The sequence below is a fragment of the Alcanivorax profundi genome (assembly GCF_003597125.1).
GTDB lineage: Bacteria > Pseudomonadota > Gammaproteobacteria > Pseudomonadales > Alcanivoracaceae > Alcanivorax > Alcanivorax profundi.
The window spans coordinates 639,504-654,305 of the sequence record NZ_QYYA01000001.1 but is presented as its reverse complement, the minus strand read 5'-3'; the positions used below and the strand labels follow the sequence as shown (position 1 = coordinate 654,305).

Annotated in this window: 12 protein-coding genes; 10 read left to right on the top strand and 2 right to left on the bottom strand. The window is 58.8% G+C overall.

All coding sequences use genetic code 11. The features are described 5' to 3' along the window. Positions 1-154: 154 nt before the first annotated feature. Both tsf and rpsB read right to left on the bottom strand, forming a co-directional pair. Positions 155-1,033, bottom strand: a complete 879-nt coding sequence (gene tsf, locus D4A39_RS03055; protein ID WP_031225973.1) for a translation elongation factor Ts — start codon at positions 1,031-1,033, stop codon at positions 155-157. Positions 1,034-1,095: 62 nt separating this feature from the next. Then, a complete protein-coding gene (gene rpsB, locus D4A39_RS03050) occupies positions 1,096-1,854 on the bottom strand; it encodes a 30S ribosomal protein S2 (RefSeq protein ID WP_022984265.1) in 759 nt (252 codons plus the stop codon). Between the two features lie 286 nt (positions 1,855-2,140). Between rpsB and map the strand changes: the two genes are divergently transcribed. From map to D4A39_RS03000, 10 genes are all read left to right on the top strand, one after another. Further along, entirely contained in the window at positions 2,141-2,917 is a 777-nt protein-coding gene (gene map / locus D4A39_RS03045; protein WP_022984264.1) for a type I methionyl aminopeptidase, read from the top strand. 78 nt (positions 2,918-2,995) lie between these two features. After that, positions 2,996-5,668, top strand: coding sequence for a [protein-PII] uridylyltransferase (locus D4A39_RS03040; RefSeq protein ID WP_022984263.1), 2,673 nt, complete (start codon positions 2,996-2,998; stop codon positions 5,666-5,668). 3 nt (positions 5,669-5,671) lie between these two features. Continuing rightward, the gene (gene dapC, locus D4A39_RS03035) at positions 5,672-6,853 is read left to right on the top strand and encodes a succinyldiaminopimelate transaminase (protein ID WP_022984262.1); all 1,182 of its coding nucleotides are present in this window, start codon (positions 5,672-5,674) and stop codon (positions 6,851-6,853) included. A gap of 203 nt (positions 6,854-7,056) precedes the next feature. After that, positions 7,057-7,404 carry an ArsC family reductase gene (locus D4A39_RS03030; RefSeq protein ID WP_022984261.1) on the top strand — a complete coding sequence of 116 codons (348 nt, stop codon included), beginning with the start codon at positions 7,057-7,059 and terminating at the stop codon, positions 7,402-7,404. Positions 7,405-7,439: 35 nt separating this feature from the next. Beyond that, complete coding sequence (dapD, locus tag D4A39_RS03025) at positions 7,440-8,474, top strand: 2,3,4,5-tetrahydropyridine-2,6-dicarboxylate N-succinyltransferase (RefSeq protein WP_022984260.1); 1,035 nt, start codon at positions 7,440-7,442, stop codon at positions 8,472-8,474. A gap of 91 nt (positions 8,475-8,565) precedes the next feature. After that, complete coding sequence (gene dapE, locus D4A39_RS03020) at positions 8,566-9,699, top strand: succinyl-diaminopimelate desuccinylase (protein WP_022984259.1); 1,134 nt, start codon at positions 8,566-8,568, stop codon at positions 9,697-9,699. A gap of 218 nt (positions 9,700-9,917) precedes the next feature. Further along, positions 9,918-10,118: a DUF1656 domain-containing protein gene (locus D4A39_RS03015; RefSeq protein ID WP_022984258.1), complete on the top strand. Its 201-nt coding sequence runs from the start codon at positions 9,918-9,920 to the stop codon at positions 10,116-10,118. 14 nt (positions 10,119-10,132) lie between these two features. Beyond that, complete coding sequence (locus D4A39_RS03010; protein ID WP_119917643.1) at positions 10,133-10,969, top strand: efflux RND transporter periplasmic adaptor subunit; 837 nt, start codon at positions 10,133-10,135, stop codon at positions 10,967-10,969. Further along, entirely contained in the window at positions 10,959-13,064 is a 2,106-nt protein-coding gene (locus D4A39_RS03005; protein WP_022984256.1) for an FUSC family protein, read from the top strand. Before D4A39_RS03010 ends, D4A39_RS03005 begins: the two co-directional genes overlap by 11 nt. Before the next feature lie 92 nt (positions 13,065-13,156). Beyond that, entirely contained in the window at positions 13,157-14,755 is a 1,599-nt protein-coding gene (locus tag D4A39_RS03000; RefSeq protein ID WP_119917468.1) for an aldehyde dehydrogenase family protein, read from the top strand. Positions 14,756-14,802 lie beyond the last annotated feature (47 nt).

Genomic DNA, 14,802 nt, shown 5'->3' with positions numbered 1-14,802 from the left:
CCGGCCTCGTTTTCCACCCTGCTAGCAGGCTACCGCCAAGCACGCTGGTTGCAAGCACTTTCCTCATTTCCCCTGCCCGCACCCGGCCGACAGGCGAAAAAAACGCCCTGCTGGTAATCCAGCAAGGCGTTTTCAGCATCGAATGACGCCAACCTCAGCCTTTGGCCGCAGCCTGAACCTCAGCAGCGAAATCGACTTCTTCTTTCTCGATACCTTCACCCACCACCAGACGCTCAAACGCGGCGATTTCGGCACCAGCACCCTTCACCAGGGCACCAACAGAGGTATTCGGATCCTTAACGAAGGGCTGATCCAGCAGGCTCACTTCCTTCAGGAACTTGTTGATACGACCGCCCAGCATTTTCTCGACGATCTCAGCCGGCTTGCCTTCCATGTCGGGCTGGGCACGGATGATTTCTTTCTCTTTCTCGAGAACCTCAGCCGGTACCTGATCGCCGCTAACCACCATCGGGTTAACCGCAGCCACATGCATGGCGACATCTTTACCCAGCTCGGCGTCACCACCGTTCAGGGAAACCAGAACGCCGATTTTGCCACCGTGAACATAGGCACCAATAGCGCCTTCGGCCTGCAGCTTGGCAGCACGACGCACCTGGATGTTTTCACCGATTTTCTGAACCAGCGCCTGACGAGTCTCTTCGACAGTCGCGCCATCTTCCAGCTTCAGCTCAGCGATCTTGGCCGCATCGGTTTCACCGGCAGCCAGGGCAGCCGCAGCCACTTTGTTGGCAAAGCCAAGAAAGTTGTCGTCACGGGCAACGAAATCGGTTTCGGAGTTGATCTCTACCATTACGGCAGTCTTGTTGTCATCGCTGGTAGCAACAACAACCGCGCCCTCGGCAGCAGTACGACCGGCTTTCTTGGCCGCTTTGGCCTGGCCGGATTTGCGCATCTCTTCGATGGCCAGCTCGATATCACCATCGGCTTCTACCAGCGCCTTCTTGCACTCCATCATGCCAAGACCGGTACGCTCACGAAGCTCTTTAACCATTGCAGCAGTTACAGCAGCCATGATTATCCTCTCAAACCTGTTAGTTTCGGTAAGACGGGCAGGCTCGCGCCTGCCCGGACAGATCAGCCTTCGGCTTTTTCGCCTTCAGCTTCGTCTTCTACCTCGACGAATTCGCTTTCACCGCCACCCTGGGTCTGGGCGTACTGCTTGCCTTCCAGAATGGTGTCAGCTGCCGCTTTCACGTACAGCTGGATGGCGCGGATGGCGTCATCGTTACCCGGGATCACGTAATCAACGCCATCCGGGTTGGAGTTGGTATCAACAACGGCAACAACCGGAATACCCAGTTTGCGGGCTTCCTGCAGCGCGATGTCTTCGTGATCAACGTCGATCACGAACAGGGCATCGGGCAGACCGCCCATGTCCTTGATACCGCCGATGGAACGCTCGAGCTTGTCCATCTCACGCTTGCGCATCAGCGCTTCTTTTTTGGTCAGCTTGTCAAAGGTACCGTCCTGGGATTGTGCTTCCAGGTCACGATAACGCTTGATGGACTGACGAATGGTTTTCCAGTTGGTGAGCATGCCGCCCAACCAACGATGATCGACGTAGGGCATACCGGCACGAAGGGCTTCTTCACGAACCGCCTTCTGCGCGGCACGCTTGGTACCTACGAACAGAATCTTGTTGTTGCTGGCAGCCAGCTTGTTCAGGAACGACATGGCGTCGTTGAACAGAGGCAGGGTCTTTTCCAGGTTGATGATGTGAATCTTGTTACGGGCGCCAAAGATGTAGGTGTTCATCTTCGGGTTCCAGTAACGGGTCTGGTGGCCGAAGTGCACACCGGCCTTCAGCATATCGCGCATAGTTACGCTGGACATTGTTAATACTCCACTTTGGGTTAGGCCTCCACGCCCCCGCATAAACCCAACCTGTTGCTTCCATAGGGAAATTTCAGGCACCCAGGGCTATGTGTCGGGGCATGTGTGATTTCCTTCCCTGATTCCGGCGGTTACAATGCGTGACCGTTACCGCTGGTGCAGGAAAGCGCGCGCTTTATACCACAGCCGCCCCGGTCAGGCAACGCCAAAGGCGCCATTGGGGCCTGAAGGCGCCCCACCGCAAACTGCCCAACACACTGAAAACGCAGGAGTTTCTCCAAGTCTCATGAATGTCGTCATCAAAACCCCCGAACAGATCGCCAAAATGCGCGAAGCGGGCAAGCTGGCCGCTGAAGTCCTTGAAATGATCGGCGAGCACGTCAAACCGGGGGTCACCACCGAGGAACTGGACCGCATCTGCCATGACCATATCGTCAACAAGCAGCATGCCATCCCTGCCTGCCTGGGTTACCGGGGTTTTCCCAAGTCCATTTGTACTTCGGTCAACCACGTGGTCTGCCACGGCATCCCCAACGACCGCAAGGCCCTGAAAAGCGGCGATATCATCAATATTGATGTCACCGTCATCAAGGATGGCTGGCATGGCGACACGTCCAAGATGTTCTTTGTCGGCGAGCCCTCCGTGCTGGCGCGCCGACTGGTCGACACTACCCGTGAATGCATGATGGCGGGCATTCGCATGGTCAAGCCGGGCGTGCGGCTGGGCGATATCGGGCACCGAATCCAGAAGATGGCTGAAGGCGAGCGTTTCTCGGTGGTTCGCGAGTACTGTGGCCACGGCATTGGCGAAGGCTTCCATGAGGAACCCCAGGTATTGCATTACGGCAAGCCCGATACCGGGCTGGAACTGCAAGAAGGCATGGTCTTTACCATTGAACCCATGATCAACGCCGGCAAGGCCGCCAACAAACTGTTGCCCGATGGCTGGACGGTGGTCACCAAGGACCGCAAGCTCTCCGCCCAGTGGGAACACACCATCGCCGTCACTGCCGACGGTTACCAGGTGCTGACCGCCCGCAACGAAGAAAACGACCTTTACTGACGCCTGCAGCTGGCGAGCGGCACGGTACCTGCATTTACACAGTACCGCTGCCCGCCAGCCCAACCACACAGGATCTCCATGCAGCTTTCACCGGCACTGACCCAGCAACAACTACTGGACGCCCTGCAGGAAAGCGCCCAGCCCGGCCAATATGCCCGCCAGTACCTGGAACAAGGTCAGGAGCGACTCAATCAGGCCTTTGAGATCGCCGACATTACCGATCTGGTACATGCCCGCTCCCAACTGGTGGATCAGGTCATGGTGGGCGCCTGGGCCCTGTTCGGGCTGGCGCAGCGCGACGATGTGGCCCTCGTTGCCGTTGGCGGCTACGGCCGTGGAGAGTTACACCCCTGCTCCGATGTAGACCTGCTGGTGTTACTCGCAGACACCCCTGAACAATCTGTGTGTGACTGCCTGGAACGTTTTGTCGCTTTCCTCTGGGATATCGGCCTTGAAATTGGCCATGCGGTGCGCACCCTGGACGAATGCGTGGATCTGGCCCGTGACGACATCACCGTAGCCACCAATATCATGGAAGCCCGCACCCTCGCCGGGGAAGACCGTCTGCGCGAGCAACTGGAAGTGCGAACCGGCCCGGAGCACATGTGGGATTCTGCCGCCTTCTTTGCCGCCAAGTGGGAGGAGCAGGTTACCCGCCACAAGCGCTTCAACGACACCGAATACAATCTGGAGCCGGATCTCAAGAATGCCCCGGGAGGCCTGCGCGACATACAGATGATTGCCTGGGTCGCCAAGCGTCATTTCAATGCAGACAGCCTTGAGGCCCTGGTGGGTGCCGGGTTCCTGACCAAGGAAGAATACGCCGTACTGCGCAAGTGCCTGGACTACCTCTGGGAAGTTCGCTGGCAGCTACACGTCCTGACCGGGCGAAGTGAAAACCGCCTGCTGTTCGATCACCAACGCCAGCTCGCCGACCGCCTGGGTCATGAAGATTCCAGCGCCAATCTGGCCGTCGAACATTTCATGAAAGGCTTTTATCGCGTGGCGCTGGCCATGTCGGTGCTCAACGAAATGCTGCTGCAGCTTTTCGATGAGGTGATCCTGCGCTGCGACGACCCCGAAAAGGTCCGCCCCCTGAACCGTCGTTTTCAGGTCCGTAACGATTACCTGGAAATCACCAGTGACGACGTCTTCGAAAAGAGCCCCTCGGCCCTGCTCGAAACCTTTGTCCTGATGGCTCAAAACCCGGACCTGAAAGGTATCCGGGCGTCCACCGTTCGAGCCCTGATCTACAACCGGCGACAGATTGACGAGGCGTTCCGCAACAATCCGGTCAATACCGGTTTGTTCATGCAGCTTCTGCGAAGCCCTCATGCCCTGTTTTCACAACTTCGGCGCATGAAACGCTACGGCATTCTCGGCAAGTACCTCCCGGAATTCGGCGGCATCATCGGCATGATGCAATACGACCTGTTCCATATTTATACGGTCGATGCGCACACCCTGCTGGTGATCAAAAATATGCGCCGGTTGCGCTATGAGGACCTGCGCGACGAATTTCCGCTGGCCAGCGAAGTGTTCTACCGACTGCCCAAGCCGGAGCTGCTTTACGCAGCAGGCCTGTATCATGACATTGCCAAGGGCCGCGGTGGTGACCACTCTGAACTTGGTGCAGTGGATGCAATCGACTTTTGCCAGCGCCATGGCCTGAGTGCCTGGGACGGCAAGCTGGTGGCCTGGCTGGTCAAAAGCCACCTGATGATGAGTGTGACGGCTCAACGCAAGGACATTTCCGACCCGGACGTGGTCTACGAATTCGCCCGCAAGGTGGGCGATCTGGTGCATCTGGATTATCTCTACGTGCTTACCGTGGCAGATATCAACGCCACCAATCCGACGCTCTGGAATTCCTGGCGCGCCTCGCTGCTCCGCCAGCTGTACACCGAAACCAAGCGCGCACTGCGGCGGGGCCTGAATAACCCGGTAGAGAAGCAGGACTGGATTGACGAAACCCGCGATGTGGCCATGAGGCTACTGACCGGTCAGGATCATGATGCAGCGGAAATCGAAACCCTGTGGGCTAACATCGGTGACGAATATTTCCTGCGTGAAACGCCACGGGATATCGCCTGGCACACCGAAGCACTGCTGGACCGGGATGACCCCAACGACCCGCTGGTGTTGATCCGCGAATCCAGCCAGAGCGTGTTGGCAGGTGGCTCACAGATCTTTATTTACACCCCGGACACCCGCAACCTGTTTAGTGCCACGGTGAATGCACTCGATTCCCTTGGGCTGACCATCATGGATGCCCGCATTATCACCAGTGCCGACGGTTTCAGTCTGGATACCTATATCGTTCTGGATGAGCACGGCACGCCCATCGGCGAAGACTGGGCCCGTATCGAACAGATTCGCAAAACACTGACGGAAACCCTGAAATACCCGGAGCGCTTCGCCAGCACCGTCAGCCGGCGGATGCCTCGCCGTAACAAGCATTTTGATGTCCCCACCCAGGTACTCATCAGCAACGACATCGTCAACGACCGCACCGCCGTGGACATTCATACCCTGGACCGCCCGGGGCTGCTCGCCCACATCGGCCGCATTTTCATGCGTTTCGAACTGTTGGTGCAAAATGCCCGCATTGCCACCCTCGGCGAACGGGCGGAAGACGTCTTCTTTATTACCGATCTCGACGGTGAACCGGTATCTGACCCGGCGCTTTGCCTGGAACTTCAGGAAGCCCTGACCCGCGAGCTCGACGACAAGAACAACGGAAAACAGTAAACCATGAATCCAGATCTTGAACGGTTGCACCCCTACCCGTTTGAAAAACTGAAAACGCTGTTCAGCGGCCTGCCTGCCTCTGACAAGAGCCCGATTGCACTTTCCATTGGAGAGCCGAAACACCCTTCGCCGGATTTTGTGCAGCAAGTCCTCAAGGACAACACACACAGGCTCTCGAACTACCCCACTACCGCTGGCATTGCCGAGCTGAGTGAAGCCATTGGCCAATGGCTGACCCGTCGCTTTCATCTGAAGCAAGTGGATGCCGCCAGCCAGGTGCTACCGGTGAACGGCACCCGGGAAGCGCTGTTTGCCTTCACTCAGGCAGTGATCGACCGCCAGCGGCATCCGCTGGTGCTGATGCCCAATCCGTTCTATCAGATTTACGAAGGTGCCACCCTGCTGGCTGGCGGCGAGCCCATGTACCTGCCGTGCACCGACAGCACGGGTTTGCAGCCTGACTTTGATGCCGTCAGCGAAGACACCTGGACCCGGACCCAGCTGCTGTTTATCTGCACGCCGGGTAACCCAACCGGGGCGACCCTCAGCAAGGCACAACTGAAAGCACTGATACAGCTGGCGGACAAATACGATTTTGTGATCGCCTCCGATGAGTGTTACTCGGAAATCTACCGTGACAAGCCGCCCACCGGGCTGCTGGAAGCCTGTGCAGAAATGGGCCGTCACGACTACCGCCGCTGCGTGGTCTTTCATTCCCTGTCCAAACGCTCCAACCTCCCGGGGCTGCGCTCGGGCTTTGCGGCCGGCGACAGCGAAGTGCTCAAGCGCTTTCTCCGCTATCGGACCTACCACGGCTGCGCCATGCCGATTCATCACCAGCTGGCCAGTATTGCCGCCTGGAATGACGAAGCCCATGTTGAGCAAAACCGCGCCCTCTACCGGGAAAAATTCGATGCCGTGCTGGACATTCTCGGTGGCCCCCTTAAGGTTAGCGCCCCGGCGGCCGGCTTTTATCTGTGGCCCAAAACGCCTATCAGCGATGAGGATTTCGCCAAACGGCTACAGGCAGAACAAAACGTCACCGTGCTTCCCGGCCGCTACCTGTCCCGCACCGTCAATGGCAAGAACCCGGGGGAAAAGCGGATAAGAATGGCACTTGTGGCACCGCTGGAAGAATGCATCGAGGGAGCTCAACGCATCAAGGCTTTGCTGGATACCCTCTGACATAGCTGTAGGAGCGTCGCTCGCGGCGCGTTCACAACCGTCATTTAAAGTCGGTTTTACCACAGAGCTCACCGAGTTCACTGGGATAAAACAATGGGTTTTCCCTGTGCCTCTGTGTTTCCTGTGCTGAGGTTGCTTTTGATCCTGGTGAGAAATCGCGCCGCCAGCGGCGCGCCTTCGGAAAGGTTTGGAAAGGAAGAATCATGGAACTGACCATCTTCGGCATCAAGAACTGCGATACCATGAAGAAAGCCATGAAATGGCTGGATGACAACGGGGTTGCCTACCATTTTCACGACTACAAGAAAGAAGGCGTTCCTGAGCAGCGCCTGCGTGAATGGCTGGAAGCGCTGGGCTGGGAAACCGTGATCAACAAGCGCGGCACCACCTGGCGCAAACTCGATGATGGCATCAAGGCCACCATGAACACGGAAAAAGCGGTGACCGTGGCCTTGGAGAATCCGTCCGTCATCAAACGCCCGCTTCTGCAAAACGACAGTTTCATCACCGCCGGCTTCAATGCCGACGAGTGGCAACAGACTTTGAAATAAACGTCGGACGTCCGACGTAGAAATGAGAGGACATCATGAGCAACTATTTCGCTATCGCCCTGGGCTGCGGCACCAAGAACCGTAACGACAACTGGCTGGAAGTCTACTATCCAGACCCGGCGCTGCACCCGGACGCCAAGCTGGTAGAGGTGATTCGTGAAGAGCTGGACTACCAGGGTGGCAACGCCGCCATTGAACTGACCCACCGTCAGGTCCAGCACATTGCCCGCGAGTGGCGTGAGGCGGGCTTCGAGCACGAAGCCAGCTATGCCGTAGCGTTCCAGGAAAGCGATCGCCCCGTGGTGCTGACCGTGCTGGAAACAGATGCCGAGCCGGCCACCACCCCGGAAGCCTATCTCAAGCTGCATTTGATCTCTCACCGTCTGGTGAAACCCCACGGCGTCAACCTGGCCGGCATGTTCCCACTGCTGCCTAACGTGGCCTGGACCAACGAAGGTGCGGTAGACCTGGAAGAGCTGCAGGAGCGCCAGCTGATGGCCCGCCTCAATGGCAAGGTGCTGGAAGTGAACAGCGTGGACAAATTCCCGAAAATGACGGACTACGTGGTCCCTGCCGGCGTGCGTATTGCCGACACCTCCCGGGTTCGCCTGGGCGCCTACGTTGGCGAAGGCACCACCATCATGCACGAAGGTTTCATCAACTTTAACGCGGGCACCGAAGGCCCCGGCATGATCGAAGGTCGAATCTCTGCCGGTGTATTTGTAGGCAAGGGCTCCGACATCGGTGGCGGCGCCTCCACCATGGGCACCCTGTCCGGTGGCGGCAATATCATTATCTCCCTGGGCGAAGGCTGTCTGCTCGGTGCCAATGCGGGCACCGGCATCCCCCTCGGCGACCGCTGCACTGTCGAGGCAGGCCTGTACATCACTGCCGGTTCCAAGGTCCAACTGATGGATGACAAAGGCGAGCTGGTCGACACCGTCAAGGCCCGTGATCTGGCCGGGAAGTCCGACCTGCTGTTCCGCCGCGACACCATCAGCGGTGCCGTTCAGTGCCTCACCAACAAAAGCGCCATCGCACTGAACGACGAACTGCACAAGCACAACTAAAACAGCGACAAGCGACGAGTCACAAGCCACGAGCAGACCTTCCGGGTTTGCCGGCTTGTAACTTGTGGCTTGAGGCCTGGAGCTGAATTTAATGTCCCGCACCCTCGACTACACCAAGGAACTCATCCGTCGCGCCTCCGTCACCCCGGAAGATGAAGGCTGTCAGGACTGGATGATTGAAAAACTCGAAGAACTGGGCTTCGAATGCGAAACCCTGTGGTTTGAGGAGGTCCGCAACTTGTGGGCTCGCCGGGGCACGCAAGGGCCAGTTTTCGCCTTTGCCGGGCATACCGACGTGGTTCCGACCGGAGATGTCTCCGCCTGGAAATACGATCCATTCACCCCGACCGAGGAAGGCGACTTGCTCTACGGGCGCGGTACAGCGGACATGAAGGGCTCCATTGCCGCCATGATGGTGGCCATTGAAGACTTCGTGGCGGCCAACCCCAATCACGCAGGCAGCCTGGCCCTGCTGATCACCGCTGACGAAGAAGGCCCTTCCGTCAACGGTACGGTCAAGGTGGTGGAAACCCTGCAGGCACGTAACGAACATATCGACTACTGCCTGGTGGGCGAACCTTCCTCAACGAATACCGTGGGGGATGTCATCAAGAACGGCCGCCGGGGTTCACTGGGCGCCCGGCTGATCGTCAAAGGAATCCAGGGGCATGTGGCCTACCCGCATCTGGCACGCAACCCGGTCCACGATGCGGCGCCGGCACTCGCGGAGCTGGCCGCCGCGGAATGGGACAAGGGTAATGACTTTTTCCCTGCCACCAGTTTCCAGATCTCCAACATCAACGCCGGAACCGGGGCCACCAATGTGATTCCCGGTACCTGCGAAGTGATCTTCAACTTCCGCTTTTCCACCGAACTGACTGACGCCATCCTTCGTGAGCGCACCGAGGCCATCCTGGACAAGCATGGTCTGGACTACGATCTGACCTGGACGCTTTCAGGCCAACCGTTCCTTACCGATCGGGGCGCACTGGTGGATGCCACTGTCACGGCCATTCGCGACGTCACCGGCAAAGAAACCGAACTGTCTACCGCTGGCGGCACCAGCGACGGACGCTTTATCGCACCCACAGGTAGCCAAGTCGTAGAGCTCGGCCCCATCAATGCCACCATCCACAAGGTCGATGAGCACACCAGCATCAGCGAACTGGATACCCTCACGGCAATCTATACCCGGTTGCTGGGGAATTTGATGGGCGGCGCCTGACGCAACACCGCCCGCTCGAAGCCCATCAGCCCATCACCCGCAGGCTGGCTCCGACAGTTTGAGGTGATCGGCAGTGGAAACCTGGCCTCTGAGAGAACTTGCCTGCAAGCGAGCCCGATAGCGAGCTACCCGCACACATCCGCATACCGGCGGGGGCGCCTACAGCGGCTCCACTTTATCCGCTACCATGGGTGAAACATCGATCACCGGGGACAACAATGTGGCTGCATGAAATACCCGTGGGAGGCCTGCTGGTCAGCCCCATGGTGTTATTCGTACTGCTTGGCTTATTGCTGACGGCCCTGACCTGGTGGGTACTGCGCTTGCTCGGCTGGCACCAACAAATCTGGAAAGCCGCCTGGCTGTATTTGTCACTGTTTGTCTGTTACCTGGCGCTGTCAGTGCGCCTGCTGAGTTAAGGACACAGATGCTGATGTCTCAACGTCTACGCATACTCATCACTGTCATCGCCGTGATCATCGCCCTGCTTGCTGGCAACTGGGTGTGGAATTACTACCTGTATGCTCCCTGGACCCGCGACGGTAAAGTCCGGGCAGAAATCATTACGCTGTCTCCCGACGTTTCCGGCTGGGTAGCAGAGTTATCCGTGGGCGACAACCAGCAAGTACGCAAGGGCGACCCGCTATTTCGCATCGACGACCGACGTTACCTGGCTGCCCTCTCCCAGGCCGAGGCCCGCCTTGCCTACCAGCAAGCCAGTTACCAGCTCGCGCAGAAGCGACATGAACAAGCCGCACAAAACGACCAGGAACAAACGCAACTGGCCCTGCAGCAAGCGGCGGCCAACATGGCCATGGCCGAAGCCGAACTGGAGAGTGCAAAACTCAATCTGGAGCGCACCCGTATCAGCGCTCCTGCCGACGGTACGGTGGCCAATCTGGCGCTTCAGGAAGGCAACTTTGTGAAACAGGGCGAGCCCGTGCTGTCCATGGTCCGCGAGAACAGCTTCTACGTGACCGGCTATTTCGAAGAAACCAAGCTGCCGCTGGTGCATGTAGGTCAATCTGCCACCGTGGTGCTCATGAATGGTGCCCACGCCCTCAGCGGCAAGGTCACCAGCGTCGGGCAGGCTATCGCCAATGCCAACACCCGTACCGATCAGCAACTGCTGCCACAGGTACAACAAACCTTTAACTGGGTACGACTGGCACAGCGAATTCCCGTCCATATCGAGCTTGAATCGGTCCCCGATGACCTGCTGATCGCTGCAGGTATGACGGCCACCGTGCGGCTACACGATGACCCTTGATTCCCGACTGGCGACAATCCTGACGCCAGACAGGCAATCGCTGCTGTTTGCCCTCAAGGGCATTCTCGCCATGGCACTGGCCCTGTGGCTGGCCATGCTGATGCAACTGGAACGCCCCTACTGGGCTCTGATTTCTGCGGTCTTTCTGCAAATTCGGCCGGAAACCGGACTGGTGATTGAAAAAGGCCTGTGCCAGATCGGCGGCACACTGGTCGGCGGGGCCGTCGGGCTGATGATCCTGGCCTGGTTACTGCCCTACCCTCTGCTGGCCATTGTCTGTCTGATGCTGTGGATCGGTCTCAACGCCGGCGCATCCGCCTGGCTACGTCAGGCCAATTTCATCTACGGCTTCGCCATGGCCGGCATCACCGCCACACTGATTGTGGTGATCTCCATAGCCAATCCCCACGCCACCAGCAGTATTGGTATCTTTCATGTGGCCACCGCCCGTGTCAGCGAGATCATCCTCGGCGCCACCTGCGCCACCCTGGTCAGTAATCTGTTCTGGCCAGCCCATGTGGCGGGCCTGCTACGCAATCATGCCCGCAATGCCCTCAACCAGACGCTGGCCTATCTGGAGCTGGAGCTTAATCCTGCCGGCACCCACGCCACCCGCCACCAGCAAGTGGACAGCTTGCTGCAGGACATCTTTGCCCTGAGTGATGACAGCTCCGCCGTTTTCTATGAAGGCAGCCAGGGCCCGGGGCGAGCAAGGGCGGCAACCATGGTGTGTCACAAGACCCTGTCCCTGATTGCCCGCATTCGCGTGATCGGCCGCCTGATGCGCAATCATGACGACCTGCTCACCGATGAGATCCGTGATGTCCTGACACAACTGCGGCAGTCGTTCCTGCGCATGCGAGAAACCCACTCCGCCGAGCAAGCCATGGAAGAAGCCCAGCAGCTTCGCCATACCCTGCGCACAGCCCGTAAAGCGCAACGCAGCACGGTCCCCGCTCTGCAACGGCGTTTCTATCTGGTCGCCCTGAACCTGACCAGCGACCTGATCCTGGCACTGGAAGCCAACCGTGCCCTGTACCACAGCCGCGAGATGCAGCTGCGCCCGCCGTCATTGAAACCCTATCGCGACTGGCAAGTGGCCGCCGCCGTTGGCCTGCGCAGCGCGCTGGTGTTCTTGATTGCTGCCGGGCTCTGGGTGGGCACCGCCAGTCCCATGGCGATCATGCTGATGGTCATGCCGGTGATGTTCACCATTCTGTTTGCCCGGTTACCCGAGCCGGACCTGGTACTCAAGCGGGCGACCTTCACCTCGGTACTGGCCACCCCTGTCAGCCTGTTTTTCGCCCTGCCGCTGCTGGCCATGGCCAATGGCAGCTTCCCCCTGCTACTGGTGGTGCTGACAGCCCCCCTGTTTGTCGCACTGCTGGCGATCAGCAAGAAAGAAACGCTCGCCTACGGTCTGGGCTTTTGTACTCCCTACATCATTCTGGTCCAGCCGGGTAATGACATGGATTTTGATGTGGCCAGGGTCGCCAGCAACGGGCTGGCCATCACCGCTGGTATTTTTATCGCTTTTCTCATGTTCCGTCTGATCACGCCCCCCAACGGCGCCGGGCTGCGCAGGCGCTTGATTCGTCATACGGCCAATGATCTCAGACGAGTGACCGAAGGCCCCCGTGCGCAACAGGAGGACTGGTTCAACGCCCGCATGGCCGACCGCCTGCGCTGGCTGACCGTGTGCGACAAGGCTCTGCCAGAAACCCGGCGACACTTCACTGACCTTGGGCTCACCGGCCTGAACCTGGGCCAGGTATCACTCTGGATCCACAGTCACCTGCATGAAGACAGCTCACCCAGGGTGCGTGAGTGCGCCAGGCAATGGCAGGATGCGCTGGCCCATGGTTATCAGCTTTGCGCCCAAGGCAAAACTGACAGCCAGTTTTTGAATCGCTCTGCTGAACTGTTGCGAGCCCTGCAAGGGGCCGGAGTGAATCACACCCAGAAACTGCAGATCACCGGCGCTCTCGAGCGCATTGATCTTACCTTCCAGCGCATGGCCACACGCCTGAAAGAAGGCGTCACCGACCCGGACATTGTCCCCGGAGACCTGACAGAACGGCCCATACAGCCCTAGCCACAGTGTCTACTCTGTGTTTCCCTAAAGGTACTTGGATTCCGTTTTCAGCCCGGCGAAGTCCGCACTTCGCATGATAGAGAGCCCACCCCATGACTATTCAGGAAACCCTGCAACCCGGTGTTGTGGTTGATACCAATCCCGCCACCGGCAAAGCCGTGGCCGAGCTTAACGAAACCGACCTGACACGCCTGCCAGCCATCATTGCCGGCGCTCGTGAAGCCCAGGCAATCTGGGCCGCCAAGTCGTTCAAGGAACGAGCCCGGCATATCCAGATGATGCGCAGCTACATTGTCGATCGGGCCGATGATCTGGCTCGTATTGTCAGTGAAAGCAACGGCAAGACCCTGACCGACGCTCTGGCCACCGAAGTCCTGCCCTGCGCTCTCGCCTGTAACTGGTATGCACGCAATGCAGAAAAGCACCTGAAAGCCTCCCGCCGAGCTCCTGGAAGCCTGCTGTTCTTCAACAAGCGCACGGAAATGTTGCGCCTGCCACTGGGTGTGGTTGGCATTATCAGTCCCTGGAACTATCCGCTGTCCATTCCCTTTGGCGAAATCGTCATGGGGCTGATGGCAGGTAACGCCATTATCCTCAAAGTGGCAGCCGCCACGCCGGCGGTTGGCCGGGCTATCGAACAGATCGTCACTGCCGGTGAACTACCTGAAGGCCTGTTCACCCACGTGGTGGGGTCCGGTTCAAAAGTCGCCACCGGATTTTTCGAGAACGGGATCAACAAACTGTTCTTTACCGGCAGTGTCCCGGCCGGCAAGACCCTGATGGCGCAGGCTGCGCAAACCCTGACCCCGGTGTCACTGGAGCTGGGCGGTAACGATCCCATGATCGTGCTGGAAGATGCCGATCTAGAGCGCGCTACCAACGGCGCCGCCTGGGGCGGGTATCAGAATGCCGGGCAGAGCTGTGGCGGTGTTGAGCGTATCTATGTGGTGGACGCGGTCTACGACGCCTTCGTGGAGCTGATGGCCCGCAAGACCCGACAGCTGCGTCACGGCGTTGGCTGCAAGGGCTTTGACGTGGATATCGGTAGTCTGACCACCGCAGGTCAACTGCGTACCGTGCAACAGCACGTGGAGGATGCTCTCGCCAAGGGGGCCCGAATCGAAGCCCAGTCTCGCCCCGTCGGTGATGTGGATAACGGCTACTTCTTCCCGGCCACCCTGCTGACCCAGGTCACTGATGACATGCTGGCCGTCTGCGATGAAACCTTTGGCCCGGTCATTGCAGTTCAGCGCGTGGCCAATGAAGAGGAAGCCATTCGCAAGGCCAATGATTCCCACCTTGCACTGACCTCCTCCGTCTGGACCCGGGACAACAAGCGCGGCCGCGCCATTGCCGCCCGCCTGGAATCCGGGGTCACCACCGTCAACGATCATCTCTATACCCATGGCCTGTCCGAAACCCCCTGGGGCGGCGGCAAACAGTCCGGCATCGGCCGCACCCACGGCCCCGAAGGGCTGGAAGAGATGACCCAGGCCAAAGTGGTCAACTGGGACATCCTTCCCTCCAAACGGAATATCTTCTGGTATCCCTTCGATCAAGCCACCTATAACGGCCTCAAGAACGCCATGCAGTTTGTCTTCCCCAGCGGCATTGCCCAGTGGCTCAGCGCCTCACTGAAACTCACCCCCTTCCTGGTGAAGAAGATGTTTACGCGCTGGAAAACGGATTAAGGCAGTTAATAGTTAACAGTGAATAGTGCGCGGGTTCAGGCCCGTGC